At 42.0% G+C, this 20,597-nt stretch carries 18 protein-coding genes; 2 read left to right on the plus strand and 16 right to left on the minus strand.

What is annotated here, in order from left to right; translation table 11 throughout:
• Positions 1-45 precede the first annotated feature (45 nt).
• Both EYB58_RS14290 and EYB58_RS24775 read right to left on the minus strand, forming a co-directional pair.
• Positions 46-1,308, minus strand: coding sequence for a DUF2254 domain-containing protein (locus tag EYB58_RS14290; RefSeq protein ID WP_111953301.1), 1,263 nt, complete (start codon positions 1,306-1,308; stop codon positions 46-48).
• A gap of 255 nt (positions 1,309-1,563) precedes the next feature.
• Entirely contained in the window at positions 1,564-1,734 is a 171-nt protein-coding gene (locus tag EYB58_RS24775) for a transposase family protein (protein ID WP_111953299.1), read from the minus strand.
• A gap of 725 nt (positions 1,735-2,459) precedes the next feature.
• Here EYB58_RS24775 and EYB58_RS14300 point away from each other — a divergent pair.
• Positions 2,460-5,246, plus strand: a complete 2,787-nt coding sequence (locus tag EYB58_RS14300; protein WP_163354275.1) for a PAS domain S-box protein — start codon at positions 2,460-2,462, stop codon at positions 5,244-5,246.
• Positions 5,247-5,436: 190 nt separating this feature from the next.
• Here the strand turns inward: EYB58_RS14300 and EYB58_RS14305 are convergent, their stop codons facing one another.
• The 14 genes from EYB58_RS14305 to EYB58_RS23245 all read right to left on the minus strand — a co-directional run bounded on the left by EYB58_RS14305 (position 5,437) and on the right by EYB58_RS23245 (position 19,625).
• Complete coding sequence (locus tag EYB58_RS14305; protein WP_242637368.1) at positions 5,437-5,718, minus strand: hypothetical protein; 282 nt, start codon at positions 5,716-5,718, stop codon at positions 5,437-5,439.
• A 503-nt stretch (positions 5,719-6,221) separates the two neighbouring features.
• On the minus strand, positions 6,222-8,510 hold the full coding sequence (locus EYB58_RS14310; RefSeq protein ID WP_111953295.1) for an ATP-binding protein: 2,289 nt from the start codon (positions 8,508-8,510) through the stop codon (positions 6,222-6,224).
• 132 nt (positions 8,511-8,642) lie between these two features.
• Positions 8,643-9,440, minus strand: coding sequence for a CheR family methyltransferase (locus tag EYB58_RS14315; protein WP_111953293.1), 798 nt, complete (start codon positions 9,438-9,440; stop codon positions 8,643-8,645).
• A 12-nt stretch (positions 9,441-9,452) separates the two neighbouring features.
• Entirely contained in the window at positions 9,453-9,842 is a 390-nt protein-coding gene (locus EYB58_RS14320) for a response regulator (protein WP_111953291.1), read from the minus strand.
• Positions 9,829-10,596 carry a histidine kinase dimerization/phospho-acceptor domain-containing protein gene (locus EYB58_RS14325; protein ID WP_111953289.1) on the minus strand — a complete coding sequence of 256 codons (768 nt, stop codon included), beginning with the start codon at positions 10,594-10,596 and terminating at the stop codon, positions 9,829-9,831. The genes EYB58_RS14320 and EYB58_RS14325 overlap by 14 nt, the downstream gene beginning before the upstream one ends.
• 51 nt (positions 10,597-10,647) lie before the next feature.
• Entirely contained in the window at positions 10,648-11,691 is a 1,044-nt protein-coding gene (locus EYB58_RS14330) for a protein-glutamate methylesterase/protein-glutamine glutaminase (RefSeq protein ID WP_111953287.1), read from the minus strand.
• Positions 11,692-11,709: 18 nt separating this feature from the next.
• Positions 11,710-12,165 (minus strand): chemotaxis protein CheX, encoded by a 456-nt coding sequence (locus EYB58_RS14335; RefSeq protein ID WP_165477772.1) that lies wholly within the window; start codon positions 12,163-12,165, stop codon positions 11,710-11,712.
• On the minus strand, positions 12,122-12,547 hold the full coding sequence (locus EYB58_RS14340) for a response regulator (RefSeq protein ID WP_111953283.1): 426 nt from the start codon (positions 12,545-12,547) through the stop codon (positions 12,122-12,124). Before EYB58_RS14340 ends, EYB58_RS14335 begins: the two co-directional genes overlap by 44 nt.
• Before the next feature lie 19 nt (positions 12,548-12,566).
• Positions 12,567-13,415, minus strand: a complete 849-nt coding sequence (locus EYB58_RS14345) for an HDOD domain-containing protein (RefSeq protein ID WP_111953281.1) — start codon at positions 13,413-13,415, stop codon at positions 12,567-12,569.
• Complete coding sequence (locus EYB58_RS14350; RefSeq protein ID WP_111953279.1) at positions 13,412-13,891, minus strand: chemotaxis protein CheD; 480 nt, start codon at positions 13,889-13,891, stop codon at positions 13,412-13,414. The genes EYB58_RS14345 and EYB58_RS14350 overlap by 4 nt, the downstream gene beginning before the upstream one ends.
• Before the next feature lie 39 nt (positions 13,892-13,930).
• The gene (locus EYB58_RS14355; protein WP_111953277.1) at positions 13,931-16,456 is read right to left on the minus strand and encodes a chemotaxis protein CheA; all 2,526 of its coding nucleotides are present in this window, start codon (positions 16,454-16,456) and stop codon (positions 13,931-13,933) included.
• A gap of 106 nt (positions 16,457-16,562) precedes the next feature.
• A complete protein-coding gene (locus tag EYB58_RS14360) occupies positions 16,563-18,899 on the minus strand; it encodes a methyl-accepting chemotaxis protein (protein WP_111953275.1) in 2,337 nt (778 codons plus the stop codon).
• A gap of 32 nt (positions 18,900-18,931) precedes the next feature.
• Entirely contained in the window at positions 18,932-19,444 is a 513-nt protein-coding gene (locus EYB58_RS14365; protein WP_111953273.1) for a chemotaxis protein CheW, read from the minus strand.
• Positions 19,437-19,625 (minus strand): hypothetical protein, encoded by a 189-nt coding sequence (locus EYB58_RS23245; RefSeq protein ID WP_111953271.1) that lies wholly within the window; start codon positions 19,623-19,625, stop codon positions 19,437-19,439. The genes EYB58_RS14365 and EYB58_RS23245 overlap by 8 nt, the downstream gene beginning before the upstream one ends.
• A 508-nt stretch (positions 19,626-20,133) precedes the next feature.
• Here EYB58_RS23245 and EYB58_RS14370 point away from each other — a divergent pair.
• Positions 20,134-20,508: a desulfoferrodoxin gene (locus EYB58_RS14370; RefSeq protein ID WP_111953269.1), complete on the plus strand. Its 375-nt coding sequence runs from the start codon at positions 20,134-20,136 to the stop codon at positions 20,506-20,508.
• Positions 20,509-20,597: the final 89 nt, after the last annotated feature.

A 20,597-nucleotide genomic window follows, 5' to 3' on the forward strand; every position in this document is an offset into this window, starting at 1 on the left:
GGCTCCTTTGTTGCCTTTGGTATTTTTGTCGGCTGATTGATTTTGTCAAAAGGTCCCGACAAGTTTGGTTGCTTTCCTTGCAATATCGAGATCTTCTGGGAGATTCAGTGATAGCTCAGCCCTGGCAAGTGCCAAGCGGGCTTGAAATATTGCCACCTCCCGAATTTTGGGGTCTCCGATTAATGCCAGCGCCTGAAAGGCCTTTTGTAATCTCACCACTACTTCAATGGCGCCAGCCCCTTCACGGGCAATGGCGTTGAAGGCATCATCAAACATGTCCCATAATGATATTTCCGGCACCATTACCCGATCATATTTAAAGTCTCGACTGTCATCATCTTCAACGGTTTTACTCCAATGCGTAAAAAGCCGCACAAGCGTCCCGATAACATCGATTGCGGTACCGGGATCATTGACGGCGGGCGACAATGCTCGAATGGCAATTTCTGAGAGAACGACGAGGCCAAATCGAGGATCTTCATCAAAGGTCCTGTCCCCACCGATCAAAAACGTTTTCGCTATCTGATCAGTGTCTTTTTCTGACAGAGCTCCCGAATCTGTGGTAACATAAGCAAGAACCCTGCCTGGCGCTACGAAGGTACCGGGTAAAGCATCCACCATAATCTGCAGCTGCAATCTTTCTGCAGTACCCTGTAAACCAGCCATCTCTATGCGCTGGACATATCCAATCGAATTTCCATAAACGGCCTGTCCCACAGGTTTAAGCTGCCCCGAAGGAACACCACCCAGGGTGGGTGCTAATCGTCTTCGCTGCAAAGCATCATCTGTTGCTTTTTCCACCTTATTGACGATTCTGCCGAGACGCCCAAGACGGGCAATACTGTCAACCCAGCGAACAAAAGTAACAATAACCGCACCAAGAACAATTAATGTCAAAGCAAATATCATAAAACGAGCTGATTTACCGTAATATCCATTTTTTAAAACCATAAGTGCGATGACGCTGAAAATGAATGTGCCGATAAAGGTAGAAAGTGCATTTTGGGATTCGTCATCGGAAATAATCAGCGGAAAAGAGCGCGGCGTTGCACTGCTGCCGGCTGAATTATAGGCGGAGACCATTGATCCGACAGCAAAGGTGGCAATTGCCAGCATACTTGAGGCGATAATGGAAAGCAACGTCTCTACCGAGTTTTTATTAATCTCGGGAACAAGCTGATCGATTTCGTAATAGTCCACTTGCTTTATCAGAAACACAATCATTATTGAGAGCACGCAGGTGATAAGTGGCTTAACCCAAAGTTTTTCGCCGATACGGTTATAAAGAAATCTCAATCGTTCAAACATTTTAAATCCCCTATTTAGTGTTCGGTTAGGTTTTCAGGCAAACATCCCCAATTGTACTGTTTATCAAGCACTTCAAGACATGATCTCTATATGCCTTTTGGGCCACCGATTTAAGCCGGGACACCCCGTAGAATAAGCATCTTCCGGGAGACCTTATTTTGAAGCTTATGTGCTATAAAAACTTTCATCAACCAGTTCAAACTGTCCCGCTTTAAGTTGCTAGCCGCCTTTTGTGTAAGATTTCCCGGGAATACGTCATGGGTATCGTTCTGTTGTTGTCGGTTCGTTATCGCATTCTAAGCATTGAGTGCGACGTTGCCGAATTTTTAAATACACTTTTCGTCCAAAAATCGGCAAGTGCCTAATCGTTATCCATTCATCATAGCCTATGAAGCGTTGAGTTTCTCTTCCCCATTTTCTGCAGATGCCCTTTTTTTCCTGCTCTGAAGTTCAATGACATAGTTTCCTTTGCTATCGCGGAAGACATTCAAAATTTTAACATCAGGCAACTCTAAATCTAATTCAATAGTATAGGAATTTGCATTTTAATAGTATAGGAATTTCCATTTTATCCCAATCTATAGTCAAAACTATGGACTTTAGTCCAAGACTTTTAGTGCATTATTGTTATAGGCATTAAGGAATCAAGCTATGGGCTTCGATCCTTGGTTCTCGTAGTCGTATAAAAATGATTCGCGCAGCGGCACACTTTACATCAGCGACTTTCAGTCGAAACGGGCTTTAGCCCGCCATTCTATAGACTTCCAGTCCATAGTGGTTGAAATTCTACACATGATATAGATGCGATCGAAAGAGTCGACCTCCGAAAAAAGGAGCCCGGGGTGATATTGATCATGCCAAAGCTGTCAAGAAGCAAAAACAGATTGATCCCGGGTTTCGCTTTATTCGCAACGGAATATCGTATCATTTAAAAATAATGGATTTTTTTATGTTAATGGTGTACTTAAAAAGTTCATAATTTAATTCGATATTTTAATGTGTTGTCCGTTCTTTTGATTTTAAGAGCATCGTTTCAATCTTTTGCTTTCGGCAACGAATCTAAAACAAGGGGGTCAACTCGTATGCCAAAATTGTTCATTTCAATGGTTGCAATATCTCTGTTTTGTTCTGTGCTGAATGATGTCCATTCTATGGAAAGAACTGATTCATCCCAAGTCGTTGCCATTGTTTTAGAGGACTGGCCTTTACAATACTCAATAGACAAAGAAACAGGCCAGCCAGAGGGATTTGCAATAGACATCCTGGACAAGGTCGCTGAATTGAGCGACATGGATATCCATTACATCAATGTTCAAACCTGGGCCGAAGCAAATAGACAGGCTGAAAAATTTGAAACCATCATTTTCCCCAATTGCGGTATATCTGATGAACGGTTAAAAAAATATGATTTTACAACACCGTATGAAACCGCTTCACTGGGTGTTTTTTTTCGTAAAACAACCCCTTGTGTCAATTCTATGGCCGGACTTTCAGGTAAAAAAATAGGGGCAGTTGAAACAAATATAGGTGTTGATTTCATTAAAAAAAAGATCAATGCTGATGTAACGCTTCAGGTGTATCCATCGTTGGAAGAAATGATTATGGCACTGCTGTCAGGTACGGTGGATGCTATTGTCTATCCGTCGGAGCATGTGTTGAATGTTGTCAGAAGATCAGGACTTGAAGGTAAAATTAAAAATTGTTTCGGCCCGATCATGGAAGTCAAGCGGGCAATAGCCATAACAAAGGGAAATCCAGTTTTGCTTGAAAAACTCGAGACGGGTTTACAGCAGTTAATGACGTCAGATGAGTTTAAAATAATTTACGAAAAATGGTTTGCAACCCCCGGCTCTTTTTGGACCGCCAAACGCTTTTTGACATTCGCAGGAATTTTCGCAGGCTTCGTTGTTTTGACGGGTTTATGGTGGCGACATAGGATGATCGTAAAATCAGATCAAGTCAAAACAGAAATCATTGCCCGGTTAAAGCAGGTTGAAAAGGCAAGAGCCCGATCTGAGGCCCTTCATCAAAATTTGATCGATACAATTCCCGATTTAATCTGGCTGAAAGATTTAAATGGTGTGTATTTGAGTTGCAATCAAATGTTTGAACAGTTTTTTGGCGCCAAAGAATCTGAAATTATCGGCAGGAAAGATTATGATTTTATAGATAAAGATTTGGCTGATTTTTTCCGCCACTATGATAACAAGGCCTTAAAACTTGAAAAACCCAGCAGGAACGAGGAAATACTGACATTTGCTTCAAACGGCGACACCGGTATCTTTGAGACGATCAGAGCCCCTATGTATGACAACGACGGTGACCTTATAGGTGTCTTTGGGATTGCCCGGGACATCTCCAAACGAAAAAAGGTGGAATATGGGCTGGAAAAAAATAAAAAAAGGCTGATGAGTGCTCAGCGGATCGGCCGTCTGGGCAATTGGGAATATGATATTTCAACAAATCGGATTTGGGCGTCAGAACAGGCAAAACGGATTTATGGATTTGACCCGGCATGTGATAATTTTACACTTGATGAAATCGAGGCCTGCATTATCGAATGGGAACGGGTTCATAAAGCACTTACTGACCTGATACAATATGATAAGCCGTATGATATCGAATTTGAAATCAATCCTGCTAACGGTGATCTGCCTGTCAGGACCATCAAGTCTACTGCAGAACTTCTCAGGGATGATAATGGTCAACCAAGAAAAGTTGTCGGCGTTATTCAGGACATTTCAAAATGGAAAAAGGCAGAAACTGAAAAAAATAAGCTAACCAACCAACTGCGGCAGGCTCAGAAAATGGAAGCGATCGGAACTTTAGCCGGCGGCATTGCCCATGATTTTAATAATATCCTTGCAGCCATTATCGGTTTTTGTGAATTGGCGTTTTATGATGTTGAGGACGGCAGCAATATCCAAAATGACCTCAAAGAAATTTATGCGGCAGGGCATCGGGCAAAAGACCTGGTTAAGCAAATTCTTGCTTTTTCCAGGCAGTCAGGGGGAGAAATTGTCCCTGTCCAAGTGAAATCTATCATGAAGGAAATTGTATCTCTTTTAAAAGCATCAATCCCTTCTTCAATTGAAATTAAACCATTCATCGAGAGTAAATCCTTCATCAAGGGAAATCCGACTCAAATCCACCAGGTGATATTGAACCTGTGCACCAATGCCGCCTACGCCATGGAGAAAAACGGCGGGGTCTTGATGCTGTCACTTAAAGATGTTGAGATCAAAGCGCCCTTGAATGTGAACCCTCTGTATGAAATACCGCCTGGGAAATATTTGGAAATTGTAGTTTCCGATACCGGGGAGGGTATTATGCCCGATGCTATGGATTCAATTTTTGAACCGTATTTTACCACCAAACCCCATGACGAAGGAACCGGACTGGGCCTGGCATTGGTTCACGGCATTGTATACAGCTGCGGTGGGGCGGTAACCGTCTCAAGCGAGGTTGGCAAAGGCAGTATTTTCAGGGTGTTGTTTCCCATAATTGAGATCAAAAAACCCCAATTAACCGACGGTATCGAAGAACTGCCCACTGGTACCGAGCGTATTTTATTTGTCGATGATGAAATATCGATTACCCGAATGGTAGAACGTGCGCTCAAGCAATTGGGGTACTCGATTATGGTTCAAACAAGCAGCCTGACGGCATTGGAAATATTCCAGGCCGGTCCGGATGCGTTTGACATGGTCATTACAGACACGACCATGCCCAAAATGTCCGGGGAAAAGCTGGCGATGATGCTGTTGAAAATTCGGCCGGAACTGCCTATTATTATCTGTACCGGTTTCAGTAAAAATATTTCTAAACAAAAGGCGCTTAACGAGGGGATCCGTGCCTTTTTAGATAAACCGGTGAACACCACCGATCTTGCCAAAACCATTCGAAAAGTGTTTGATGAGGCCAAAACCAACAGTTGATTCCGGCCTCCTCCCAACGCTCAGTGTTGTTTCAAAATAGTATCAAGATCTTCATCGGGTAATGGCAATGGCTGTCGGAAAAAACAATTGTCGGGATGAAACGGCAGAAAAACCTTTTTAATCCACTCTGAAGGTGGATACAAAATGACATCATTTTCTCCAACGATAGCCAGGCGTTCTACTCAATCGTTCATTGGTTTTTTGCATCGATGTTGTCTTTAAGCTGTCTGATTTCAAGTCCTAAGCTGACGCACTGTTTTCCTTCTATACAGAGTTCTGCGTCACCGGGTTCCAGAAATGTATCCAGGTGTTTATTTCCTTTTTGGAGTTTTACCTTCCAACGGTTGTTTGCATCATCAAATTCGACATCCACATCAATGCCACAGGTGCCGATGTCCGGATAAATTGTTTCTATTTGTTTGCACAGTTCCTGTTTATTCATCATGTACCATCCTTTCTTTGTCTTTGCCATTTAAGACTGCTGTGATTGTCCTGCACGTTCAAGCATAAAGCCATCACATGCAATGATTTTACAATTTCTTTACTGTTTTCAGAACCTTTGATCCCGGCAGTATTCTGACGGATTGTTTTTCTGTCCTAGTCCACAATGGGCTGTCTTTGGAAAACAACCCGTCTAACCTCTAATATAATTGCGTGTAATGGGTTTTGAAATAGGGAACATCATGTATATTTGAACTGTAAGTCATGTATATAACGTATCGTAGAAAAGATTTCTGGTTTCATCAATCTGGTAAAAGAAGTCAATGCTGCCAAACATTCTAAATTCATACCGACCGATTCCAATTCTTTAAGCTGAGAGCAGTCTATTTCACGATGATGAAAACGCTTCTATATCATGCGGTTTGAGCCACAGCACTCTTCTGGATCATCTCCAACACTGTATTTTCCATATGGTCGCCTGTGGAAATAAAGACCATGGAAATTATAAAATTAACAATATTGTGTCCACGGCCCTCATTTCCTAATTTTATCCAACTGTTTTCTGATTGTGCCGATCAGTTTATGTATGGCAACGGGTTTCATGAGAAATGCGTCTGCGCCCTTGTCCGCGTAATTCACATTAGAAATATTTTCATTGAACCCCGTGCATATAATGACGGGAATATTATCTCTAATGCGCTTGATATGTTGAACTAATATATCTCCTGTCATGTCCGGCATGGTCATATCAGTGAGCAAAAGATCAAAGGACGCAGGTTTTTTTTCAAATGCGTTCAACGCCTCAAAACTGCTGGTAAAAACCGAAACGCGATAGCCGTATTTTTCCAGCGCGGTCTTTCCCATTTGTGCGATACTGCCCTCGTCATCTACGAGCAGTATATGCTCCGTTCCTTTTGCAATGTTGATATTTTCTCCTGGTTCCCGAACTTCTTTTATGCTGGTTACCGGTATGTAGACATGAAAAGTCGTGCCTTTATTGGGCTCTGAATAGACTTTAATCTCCCCATTGAGCGTCTTTATAATGCCATATGAAATAGAAAGTCCTAATCCGGTTCCTTTCCCTTCTTTTTTTGTCGTAAAATAAGGATTGAATATCTGTTCCAGAGTTGTTTTGTCCATACCGCATCCTGTATCAGATACAGTTAGGCGGATGTAGTTGCCAGGGGGGAGGTCGACAATACCATACTGACCCTCTGTGGTAACCCGAATTTCTTCTAAAGCAACATCAATTGCCCCCCCTTTTTCCTGGACAGCATGAAACGCATTCGTGCAAAGATTCATAATCACTTGGTGAAGGTTCGTAGGATCGGCAAAGACCGGCTTGCACTTGGAAATGACATTCTGGCGAATCTCAATATTTTTTGGTATAGTCGATCTTAACAATTTCAGGGCTTCTTTAACGATGCTTTGGAGCGATACAATTTGATTCTTCGTTTCCCCTTGACGGCTGAAGGTCAGAATCTGCTCAATAAGCTCCTTGGCTCTGGAGGCTGCCTGTAAAATTTCTTGAGCCATTTCATGTTTAGGATCATCCTTGGGAAAATCATCCAAAAACATTTCAGCGTAGCCCTGAATCGGAAACAAAATATTGTTAAAATCGTGGGCAATGCCGCCGGCAAGTGTACCGATGGCTTCCATTTTTTGATAATGCCGGATTCGTTCTTCAAGCAAATCCTTTTCTTTCTGAGTTTTTTTCTGTTTTTCCGCCTGGTTTTCCAATGCCCGGGCCATTTCGTTAAACCCGTCAGCAATAATTTTACTGTGTTTAACGTCCGACAATTCATTGAGGCGATATGAGAAGTCTCCGGATTTAACCCGCTCAAAAGCAGTTTTAATTTTCCGGTCAATGACATGCTCCATTGATTGACGTGGAAAAACACAAAATAAAAGCCAGTGGACCCCCGGGATTGCATGGTAATATCCCACTGACTCAGATGCCGTTTCTGGATTAAGCACAAAGTGCCCTTCTTTTTTTTTCAGCAATTCCCGGGGTGACAATGATTTGAACCCAGCACCGAGTTCATGAAAATGGGTCTGAAAAAGGCTTCCTTTCTCAGAGTCAATCCGGGTTTCAATATGTGGATGCGCCACCAGGTTCCCATCCTGGTCCACAATAAAATTGACCTGCCCTTCAAGAAGCGTGTCAAATATAAATTCGGGATAAAGGCTTACCATGGGTAGATCAATACTCCATAAACCAATAAAACGGTTTTGGATTCTTACTGGAATGGAAACCGACAGAATTAAGCCCTCTCCGGCATAATCAATGGTCGGCTGCGTCCACTTTATTTCTCCTTCCGGATTATTCTGGGGGCAGACAGACTGGAAGGTATGATAGGTACGCCAGTCAAAATCCGGCGAGATGGCCGTTATCTGATCGATATATGGAAATTGTAAAGATGTGTTGGTTATATCCTGATAGTAAATCCAGGCGGTCTCAGGTAAACTGTTCCATATCTCTTCAAGTAACGGGCCGATATTTCTCAACGCATACATGCGAAAACAGGCATCCTTATTGCTAATTAGATCGGGGTGCCAGGAATAGGATATGATATCCTGAGCTGCACGATTTTCCCGAAAGGCGGTTAATTTGGGCAGACTCAACCAGAAGCCGTCTTCATTAATACCAAAGCCTTCTTCCCGAAACCATGCGTCTAAATCATCATCTGCCCGGGTCTCCATGAAAAGTATCTGCGATAGCCTTTTTAGTTCATGCAGTCGATCATCATATCGTTGGATATTCTCGCCTATAGTTGCTGCAATTTTATTGAGTTGCATTTGAATGGAATCGTCGTTTGTCATATTACCCCCAAACAAGCTTCCGCTATTTATAAGGACGCCTTGGTGTTCGCTTCCCAGAAATTTAAAATATTGATTTGTCAAGAAGAAAAACAGTATAAATAGATATTATCAAATCAACCGGCGTGCATAAAGCTATTTTATATAAAGGCTGGGAATTCCTGCCACAGATTTAAAAGGATGCTTCATATTCATCAAACTTTCAGCATTCCCAATGGCAAAAAAACCGTCGGTGCCAAGGGATTGGTACAATTTATTCACAACCGCTTCACTGGTTTGATTATTAAAATAGATCATTACGTTTCTACATAAAACGGCATCAAAGTCCGAGCCAGGGATACGGTCTGAAATCAAATTATATTTCTTGAAGGTGATATGCTGTTGTATTTCTTTCTTAATTTTTAAATATCCCTTATATTTTCCGGTTCCTTTCTGAAAATAACGATGCAGGATGGACAGGGGGACCTGTTTGACCTTGTCATTTTTATATATCCCTTTTTGGGCGATTTCCAACACGGAGTGAGATATATCTGTGGCCAGGATAGAAAAAGTTACGCCCAAAGCCTTTAACTGAACGGCCGCAGTGTAAGGCTCATCTCCGGTGGAACAGGCTGCACACCAGACCTTGAAGCGTTTTACCTCTCGTTTAGGATGACAACCCAATTGTTTGACGATATATTCAATGCTTTTATTTTCTCTGTAAAAAAAAGAATGATTGGTTGTTATCGTATCGATAAATTCGATTACTTCTCGTTCATTTGATCTTAAATATGATAAGTATTCCTGGACATTCATCTGGGTCAGGCGCATGCGTTTGGCAACCTTGGATTTTAATAATTCAAGCTTCCCCTCGTGAAGATTAATGCCGCACGTCTTATATACAAGTGCTTTTAATTCCGTCAATTCACTTGGTTTAAAAAGTATTGAATTCATTTTTTTAAATTTTTACATTTTTTTCCAGCGGTTTACTTTTTCGAATGCGGATTCAGCTGTTTTCAACAGAGTCGATATATTCACCGGTTTTTTAAAATAATCTTCAAAGCCGACATCAAGGCATTCTGACAGTTCGAATAAAGACGCATAGCCGGTAATGGCATAGATAATAGACATGGGCTTAATATTTTTTACTCGCTTACATAATTCCATACCGTTCATTACCGGCATATTTAAATCAAAAAACATGACCATAATGTTACTCTCTTCTATAATTTTCAATGCATCCAGTGCATTGCCTGCGGTGGAAACATCATAACCGGCTTTGGTAAACAACTGGGACAACAACCTTAAAATGGGGGGATCGTCATCAACGATTAATATTTTTTTATTTTTCATCATTTTTTCCCTTCTCGGGGTTGGGGGGTACGGCAACAAATGAAGATGCTGCGTCAAGGTCTAAAATTTCGGAATGCAAATATTTTTTTGTTTTGTATTGGGTAATAGCCATCAGCTTGTTTGTAATCTCAGCTAACCGTTCTGCTTGGTCTTTAATTTCCTTTATATTTTCTTTCTGGACTTGCCCATGGCAGATGTCATCAATCAATAATTCCGAAAAACCTAAAATCGCCATTAAAGGCTGATTAATTTCGTGGCAGATGGCGCCTGCGGTTCGAACTACCACTGTCAGTTTTTCCTTTTCTATTTTTGCATGTTCATATTTTTTTGCCTGTGTAACATCCTCAATTGACAGTAAAACGGCTTTTCCTTTTTGCAATTTTAAGGGTTGAGTCGTTATTCTCAAATGCCTGCGACCGATAGAATTAAAGGTCATGGGTGTTTCAACCATAAAATGCCCCCTCTCATTTTCAAGGGTATCATTCACTGTTATCCGCAATTTGCATTTAAGGCACTCTTTTCCAAATCCGCAGCCTTCAGGGGCATCTTTGTGATGAATGCAGCCAAAGGCCGCCCCGACTACAGGCCCGACCAGGAGATTCTCTTCCTTCTTTACAAACATGCCGGCCATCTTGTTTGCCAAAACCAGTTTTCGATCCGCGTCAATAACTGCGACTGCAAGCGGTAAATTGTTAATAACACGTAGGATATCATCCTTGGAAAACACTGTTGGAGAATCCAATATGGTTTCTTTCATTTTAATTCCTTTTTTCGTTTTCGACTGTTTTAATTCATCCAATAGCATGCATTAGAGAGGTTTAAAAAATGAACAGGTCTTTGCCGCTATATTGTGAATATTTTCCACATAATCCACAGCGCCTATCAGTTGAGCTTCTTTGGGCATCCCGTAAACGACGCTTGATTTTTCATCCTGAGCAATCGTTACTGCCCCCGCTTTTTTCATTTCAAGCAATCCTTGTGCACCATCTTTGCCCATACCGGTTAAAATGATACCCACAGCGTTGGCACCAACCAGTCTTGCAACAGACCGAAACAAAATATCCACGGCCGGTCGCTGATAGTGAACAAGAGGCCCTGTTTTAACCGCTACGCAATAGCCGGCGCCCCTGCGTTTTAAAAGCATGTGGTAATTACCCGGGGCAATAAGGACGTTACCATTTGTTACAGGGTCCCCATTTATAGCTTCTTTAACACGCATTTGGCACAATTCATTTAACCGTCCGGCAAAGGCCTTAGTGAAATGAGCCGGCATATGCTGCACAACAACAATACCCGGCATGTTTTTCGGCATTGGGGTCAGGACATTTTTAATGGCTTCCGCCCCTCCGGTTGACGCGCCGATGGCAATAATTTTATTGGCGGTTTTATAAGGTACCATGGATGCGGTTCTTTTCTGGTACGTTGAATTTTGTTGTTGCCCGCGTCGGGGAAATCCAGCTGCATGCACCGCTTTGATTTTTTCGGCGAGCTGCATGCTGACATCTCCTACCGAATAGGCGTCATTGGGTCTTGTCATCACGTCTAATGCTCCAATGGCCAACGCTTCCATGGCAAGATGGCTTCCTTTTGTACTCAGAGAGCTGACAATGATGACGGGAAGAGGATAATACCTCATTAATTTTTTTAAAAAGGTGATCCCATCCATACGTGGCATTTCTATATCCAGGGTAACAACATCCGGTTTTAATTTTACTATTTTTTCTCTGGCTATGTATGGATCCGGTGCCGTAGCAATTACCGTAATTCCTGGGTGCCGGGATAGCTGTTCTTTAAATACCTTTCTGACAACGGCGGAATTATCTACCACAAGCACTTTAATTTCATTAGACATTTAAACGATCTTTTGTCCTTATTGACCCACATGGATAGATAGTAAAATAGCCATTTTCGAATCCATTGTTTCAATCAGTGTGCATTCTGCAGTACCGTTCAGATCTGTACTGGTAATCTTTTCGGGGATGCCGAGCTTATAGGGCCGCCGGCATTTCACCTTTTTCAAGGCATTTCCGCACACCATATTAAGCATTTCAGACAATGTCCCAAACTGCTGTTCCCACGTCAGTTCGGCTTTGGTTTCGCCCAAAAAATTGGATGTGAGTTCCGCAACCAGTGGTTCCGGTGAAATAACATCTATATTCCCGCCGATATCTCCGGTGAAATTCAAACGACATGCCAACGCGTTATTCAGGTCGATGCCGGAATCATTTAAAATCATCTCGGGACCGATCTCAACCGGCATAAAAAACATGGTCTCCATGACTTCAGAAATCGAATTCGTCATCGCTGTCATCAATACTTTCTTCATAATCGGCTTCTCCAATTATACTGACAATTAAATCCCTGAGCGCCTCAGGGGTAAACGGCTTGGTAATATAACCGGCAGCACCGGTATCCATAAATTCTTTAATCTTTGAATCGTTGCCCTCGGTTGAAATGACAACCACTGGAATTTCCTTGAACAGTGCTTCGGTTTTTACTTTTTTTAAAAAGCTGAGCCCATTCATTTCCGGCATGTTATAGTCGGTCATAATCAAATCCACCCAGTCTCCTCCCATTACCGTTAACGCTTCTTTACCATTTGAGGCTTCAAGTATCCTGGCACCGCCGTATCCCGCCGCTGCAAGCGATCGTTTTAAAACGGTCCGCATTGGCATTGAATCATCTACAATCAATATTGAATAAGACATTTTTTTCCCTTTACTTTCATTAAGCCATATTTAATAAAACGTTCACTTCATGCATATTGACGGCAAATTCTGCCATAATACCGGTTATATCCGATTGAGAGACGCTATGAATTTTCATTAATTCATCCTTGAATCGATACGCCAGACCATCTGCTCCGACGCCATCCCCCATCATCATACAAATGCAGTCTGACAGGTATACCGCTGCGACCTCTTTATCGTTAATCATGGATTCATCTCTGAGATGATGATGTTGAATAAGCTTGATCATCCGTGGGCTGAATTTCCATATTTTGCCAATTAAGGCACCCATCTCCGCATGATCTATACCCAGTACTTTTTTTTCGGATTCTCTGAAACTGTAGCCAAATTTTTTTACAAGCGTATTAATTTTTTTAAAGTCCTTGAACACATATTTTTCCAATATGATTTTACCGATGTCTTTGATCAGGGCAGCGGTAAAAATTGTACTTTTGTTGTTAAGTCCCAAGCGTATGGCAACCTGTTTGGCGATTACGGCAGAAGAAACTGAGTACCGCCACATATCCCCCTGTTCAAGACCATAGCCTTTTCGTCGTCCAGAAAGGATTTTTGCACTTGATTTTACCATTGCCAATTCAATTATCTGATCTGTACCAAGCATATTCACGGCATCTTTAATTGACTCAGCTGGCATCTTTAACCCCGAATATGCTGAGTTGCAGACTTTAAGAATATCTACTGTCATGACAGGGTCATACTGAATTATCTGGGCAATATCGTTCATTGAACTATCCGGCTCTTCAACCATTTCGAGCAGACGGTTAGCGACGGCCGGCATCGGCGTTAACTCCTTTATCTCACGAATCATTTTATCCAGTGATGTCATATTCTCACTTCCTTGGATCCTGAGGTTTTTAAGAAAATGTCGCCCGATACAATTTCAATTCGGATCGTCCGGTTAATATTCCCGCCCACCTCCTGCTTATCGATCATTACTTTGTTCTTAAAAAACATTTTTTTTAACGCCATATAATTACGTTTTCCGATATTAAAAAAACCATTTTGATCAAGAATTTCGGCACCACCTGCGACAAAAATTTTAATCCTGGGTTTCTTTGCGCCCATTGTGTAAGCTGTTTTAAACAGGCGCGGGATACCGGTATCTGCGAACATAAATGGTCTTTTGGCTGCTTTTTCTTTGTCTATGGCGGATTCTGGAAGCATATAGTGAAGAATTCCCCCGACTCTTGCGACCGGATCATAAATAACCAATCCTATGCATGATCCAAGAGAGTAAGTGATCACAGCATCTGCGGGATTATTGCTTACTTTCATATCTGCAACGCCGACAATTTGTTTCATCTATTCATATCCTCATCTCTTTTTCTGCCGTCACATTCCCTAGTTTCCCGATACAATGGAAAAGATGCCGTGAACATCTAAGATCAGTCCGACTTTTCCGTCAGCCAGAATCGCACCGCCGGCAATACCTCGAATATCATCCATATTTCCGCCAAGATTTTTAATCACATACTCATCTTTGCCTAAAAGTTCATCAATCAAAAAAGCACGTTTTTCTTCCTTTGACTCAATAACGACAACCAGGCTTTGTTCTACGGATTTAACATGATTGCTTGTTTCATAGATTTCGTTTAATCGGATTAGAGGAACCAGATGGCCACGATCTTTAACCATTTCACCTTTTCCTTCTACGGTGAAATATTCACCTGGCCCCGGTCTGAATGCTTTTTGAATAGCAGTGGTGGGAATAACATATTTTTCGTCATCAACCCTGACCAGCATACCGTCGATAATGGCCAGCGTCAGAGGAAGACTGATAATAAATCGGGAGCCGACCCCCTTTTCGGATTCAATATTCAAATGGCCGCGAAATTTTTCAATCCCCTCTTTGACCACATCCATGCCGACGCCCCGGCCGGATACATCCGTAATTTGGTTTGCTGTTGAGAATCCGGGCGCAAGAACCAGATTAAAAATCTGCGCATCCGTCATCTGTTCTTCTCCGGTAATCAGCCCGGTAGCCGTGGCCTTTTCAAATATTTTTTCCCTATCCAGCCCCTTACCGTCGTCCTCGATCTCAATGACAATGTTCCCGCCTTTATGATAGGCACGAAGATCAATATTTCCCTGTTGGGGTTTGTTTTTTTCCTTGCGCTCCTGTACGGATTCAATCCCGTGATCACAGGCATTTCTGATCATATGAACCATGGGCTCATAAAGGGCATCCACCACATTTCGATCAATTTCAGTTTCTTCTCCGGTCATTGATAAGTTGATCTGTTTGCCCGATTTTCGTGACAAATCCCTTACGAGACGAATCATTTTCATAAATGTGGCTTTAATGGGTATCATACGCATGGACATGGCAATATTCTGCATATTGTTTACAATCTGTCCCAATTGTGAAACGGTCTGGCTTAAGGCTGAATTTTCCATGGTTTGCTGTCGCAGCATCGATTGGGCAATCACCAGTTCACCGGCATAATCTACAAGGTCGTCCAATTTCTGAGTGCTGACTTTAACTTGAGAATCCACCCTTCTTTTAACCGTTGATTGTTCCATTAACGCCGAGGCGACTTGAACAGGAGCGATCTTTTTATCTTCGATCAGAATTTCACCAACTTTTTTTCCCGGATGCTTTTTCTGGATTTCCAGTGCATGATCAATGTCTTGTTTTGTAAGCTCCTTTTTTCTGACAAGAATTTCACCTAAAGGCTCTTTTTCCCCTTTGGTCAAAGAAATTTGAAGTCTTTTGAGTTTATCCCTTAAGATTTCTACATCTATGTGGCCATCTTCTTGTCGGTTACCGCTAACAAGTCCTTGTTTTACACTATCGAGAAGGTGTTTTAGTAAATCAACGGATTCGAGAATTGCATCCGTTGCAGAATGATTAATTATGAAATCTCCGCTTCTGGCACTGTCCAAAAGATTTTCAGTGGCATGGGACAGTCGGTTGATTTTATCTAAAGATAAAAATCCGGAGACGCCTTTTATTGTGTGAAACGGTCTGAAAATATCGTTTATGATATCAGCATTTTCCGGATCCTGTTCCAACTCAATTAAAGACACTTCGATGTTGTTTAGATTTTCTTCTGCCTCTGATATAAAGTCGGTCAGGATTTCAATATCATCGTCAGACAGTTTTTCAGGCGTGCTGTTCTGTGTAGATTCTGTTTCAGGCTCGTTTTCCGAACATTCATCAACACACTCATCGCATTGTTCATTTGTGGCAAGGTTTTCTTCTAAAAGTTCAAGAACGTCGGAATAATCAAAAGTAAAAGGTTCTTTTCTCTTTAAATGACTTAATATGGACTTTAACAACACAAGTCCTTCTTCAATCGGCCTTGTGTTAAAGGTCGGGCCAATAGCCATATTTTCCATATATTGTTTACATAACTTTGAAATATCATAAAAAGTATAAGGCTCAATATTTTCAGAAATGTTGATAAGACTGTCTACATTACGAATCATTCCTTCCATATCTGGGTCTTTTCCTGGGCAGAAGCCGGCGATAAGCATTGAAAATTCATTCAGCTTTTTCTCTATTTTTTTGAAATCGTCGTTCGAGGCTTTGTCATCGGGTTGGGACAGCTTTGGGAAAAATAACCTGTTGCTCTCTTTTTCATCCATCTTTTTTAGTCCCGTGCTGAAATTTGAAACAATCATGTCAAGATTTGACAATAAATTACGTTCGACCTGGGGACCGTCTTTTATTATGGTATCAATAATGTTTCTGGCCTTCAGAATTTGCGCAGCCTCTGACGATAGTTCCAACGATTTGCATTGCGCATGTATGCTCTTGAGAATGGGCAACAGCGTCTTGATCGAGTCCGGCTGATCCGGATCGAATAAAATTAATTCTGATGCCAGCCTTTCTGTCATTGCGATTATGTTTTCATAAGACATTGGCTTTTCCAAAGTTTAAAAGTTCTCGTGAAATTTTAAGGATACCGCCTGCACAGGGCCCAGGGATATAATCTCCCTGGGCCGCCTGCGCCCCAACTTTATGATATTAAAAGTCTTCAAAGGTTTCGTCGTCATCAAACGGGATGATTTGATCCGGACGACTTGAATCCAAGTGACGATCCCTGGCTTTTGCTTTATTGTTTGCTTTGCCTGGGGTGCTTTTAGGCAACGCTTTAACAGATTGGTAATCACCCAAGTTCCGATTGGAATTGCTTTTACCGGTAACCAGCATCACAAGATTATCAACATATTCTTTAAGTTGTTCGGCCTGGGCACTCATCTCTTCTGCCGCTGAGGCGGACTCTTCTGCATTGGCTGCATTTTGCTGGACAACCCGGTCCATTTCAGTGATGGCATTGTTGACTTCGGCAATCCCAGTGGATTGTTCGGTTGATGCCACGGAAATCTCTGAGACCAGGGCCCCGACTTTGGCCGAGCTTTCCGCCACTTTGGAGAATGCCTCACTGGTTGAGGATACGATGCCGGAACCATCGGTTACCTTTTTGACCGTATCTTCTATAAGCGCTGCCGTATCTTTGGCCGCATCTGCAGCTCGCATAGCCAAATTTCTGACCTCATCGGCAACGACGGCAAACCCTGCACCTGCTTCACCGGCACGGGCGGCTTCCACCGCGGCATTTAAGGCGAGCAGATTTGTCTGAAATGCGATTTCATCAATGGTTTTTATTATTTTCGACGTTTCCTCTGACGCTTTGGAGATATCCTCCATGGATCGTGTTAATTCATTCATGGACTGGCCGGCAGTACTCACAATCGCATTCGCATCTTTCATCAACCCGTCGGCATTATTTGAATTCTGGGCATTTTTTTTGGTCATGGCTGACATCTCTTCCATGGATGAAGAGGTTTCTTCGATGGATGCGGCTTGTTGGGAGGCGCCTTCTGCCATGGACTGGCTGGACGATGAAACTTCCCCAGATGCCGCCGCCACCTGCACTGCACCTTCGTTAAGACCGGCAATGATTTTGTTAATCGGTTTGGTAATGCTGCGTGTAATAAAAAATGCGCAAAGAATACCGATGATAAGCGCGCCGATTAATCCGATAATCATGAGAATAGATGCACTTGAAAGCGCGTTCACAGCATCCTTGGCAATGGTGTCGGTTGCGCCGATTCCAGCATTTGCCATAGTTTTACATGCATTGAGAACTTTGTTATTGGCGTCCAGGCGTTTAACCCCCAGGTCCTGCATAGTAATCCAATTTTTAAGAAAATTCTTCATAGCGGCCTGGTAGTCACGACCAGCCGTCTTAACCTCCTCAATCCGCTTTAAGTCTTCAGGTATCCGTGTGATTTTTTCCAGTTCTTCAAACTTGAGATCTATGTGTGAAAAATTCTCCAACGCGGCATTCATAACTTCAGGGCTTCTCAATGCCTGGGATTTAAATGCCCCTATTCGCGTCTCATTTCCAAGGGTAATAATATCGTTCACCAGGGTAATCTTCGCATTTCTTTCCATCATGTCCGTATTTAATTTTTCGTGCTGCCCTTCAAGAAACCCATCGCAGTTGGACACATAAATTCCGGCATTTTCATCCATCTGGTCCCGGTATCTGCTCAGCCGTCTTTGGTCTGCCAGGCTGCCGCGATTAAACTCAATCATAAATTGTTCTATCGCTTTCTGATACGCTTGAGCCGCAGATTGAATGGCTTTAAGTCTTTGAATGTCTTCCCTATCACGGGTGATAGCCCTTAAGTCGTTTAACGGTGCGTCAACGCCATCCAATTGTGAAATTGCGGTTTTCATAAGTTCCATGTCGTTTGTGGCCTGGGCTTTAAAATTGGTAACCCTGACGCTGGAACCGATATGAACAAGATTCGTGGCAAGTTTGACCTTCTGCTGACGGTCATTCAGATCAGATTTGAATTCTGTGTTTTGACCCATTAAAAAATCAGCAGAAGTTGACATATATTTTTGAGCAGATTCCTCCAGGGTTCGTCTATTGGCCGCAAATCTGGCGATGGTCTCAACGGTTTTTTTTATTAAGGATTTATACGTTTCAATCGCTTTGGAAGCGATATCTATCTGACCTTTTAGCTTTTTTAAATTGGGAGAATTTTCCTCGAGTTCACGTGCCTTTTGCAAGGCCATATCAACGGATTCCATTGCCGCCTGGCTCAGTTGATAGAGCTTTTTATCTTCCGTATATCCATACCCTCTCATTTCAAACGCCATCTGGCTGGCTGCATCACTTAAATCCATGGCAACGGCTACTTCCGGTATATACTCATGGGCCAACATCTTACTTTTTGTTTCCACCGTTCGCATATTTACAACGGCCATTAAACCAAGGGCAACGGCAATGATGATTAATACTGCAAATCCATATGTGATTTTTAATCCCAGACTTAGGTTTTTCATCTTAAATTCCTTTATTGTTTTTTTCCCGGTATTTATGAAGCATTTTGAATAGCGGCCATTTCATTGGACGAAAGAACCCTATCTATATTCAAAAGAATTTTGACGCCCCCATCTTGCTTGGCCATGCCAAGGATATATCGTGTATCCAGTTTCGTACCAAAAGCCGGGGTTTCCTCAATTTCGTCTTCTTTTATATTTAAAACCTCGGAGACGGTATCAACCACAATTCCGATTAGAACAGTGGTTTCCGCCGCATCAATTTCGACGACAATAATGCAGGTCCTGTCATTGTAAGAAATTGATTTCATATCAAATTTTGACCGAAGATCAATTACGGGGATTACTTTTCCCCGCAAATTTATGACGCCTTTGACAAATTCCGGGGTTCTGGGGACCGAAGTGATGGGTAACATACCGATTATTTCTTTCACTTTAAGAATACCAATCCCATACTCCTCCGACGCTAATGCGAAAGTCAGGTATTTACCTGTTTTAATGGTCATGTCGGCGACGGCCTTATTCATGCTGTCAACTTGATCATTCATCCATTCCTCCTTTGATTCCATATTTTTTTATTGGGTTCTTTTTTTTCTTGTTATTGAGTACATCCCGGACCTTTTTAGCCGGATTCTGTTTTGAAAACGGTACGTTTATAGAATAAAAGCCACTGTCCAGAACACCATGGTCTGCGATAACATTGGTGGTATAATCTGACCCAGTTGACAATACAGCTATCTATTTATAAATACGGATTTTTCTTTTTTGTATCGGCTATAAAAAAGACTATATCAACAGGAAAGACTCACGCTTCTATGTCTGAAGTGAAAAAAGTGAGTAATCTGAGGCGAAAAAGCCATTTTTTATATTATGATTATCACAGAATATATTAAGAAAATCCTAAAAGAAAGAACTTTTATCAATATGTTTGCTGCAGACTGTCGTCCAGGATCATTTGAACGCAGCAATCTGCTTTGTTTTTACTTGGATTGGTCCCGTTTTTTTCAATGGGGAAACTTATGTATATATTGCAAATACATAGTTATCTATCCATCAATGAGTATAAACCCGAATTTACGGTTAAACGTTTTTTCTGTAATCTTGCCGTATCAAATCAGGCGGGAACCATGAACACAAGGGGTTAACCTGCACAAACAAGACTTAAATTAACGCCCTGTGGGCGGGCTGTCAGCGAATAGCTGTCAGCGAATTTGGAATTTAAAATTAAGGAGGAAACATGGCTGAAAGAAAACAGGTTTATAAATGCGAACTTTGTGGAAATGTTGTTGAGGTTCTTCACGGGGCAGATGGGGACCTGGTCTGTTGTGGTGCGGAAATGGTTCTTTTTGAAGAAAAAGCTGCGGATGAGGGAAAAGAGAAACATGTTCCCGTGGTTGAAGCCACAACCCAAGGCGTTAAAGTGAAAGTTGGGTCAAATCCCCACCCCATGGAGGAAAAACACTATATTGAATGGATTGAAGTTATTGACGGGGAGACATCCTGCCGTCATTACCTGAAACCAGGGCAGACCCCGGAAGCCGTTTTTAAAGGCTGTTCCAAAAATGTTACCGCCCGGGAATACTGTAACGTTCATGGGCTTTGGAAGTCTTAAGAGCCGATTTATGGAATGCAATAAGTGTCAGGTCAGGCACCATGGATTTAGGATCTAAAGATATTGATTAAATAACAACCTTTTAAATC

Source organism: Desulfobacter hydrogenophilus, assembly GCF_004319545.1.
Lineage (GTDB): Bacteria > Desulfobacterota > Desulfobacteria > Desulfobacterales > Desulfobacteraceae > Desulfobacter > Desulfobacter hydrogenophilus.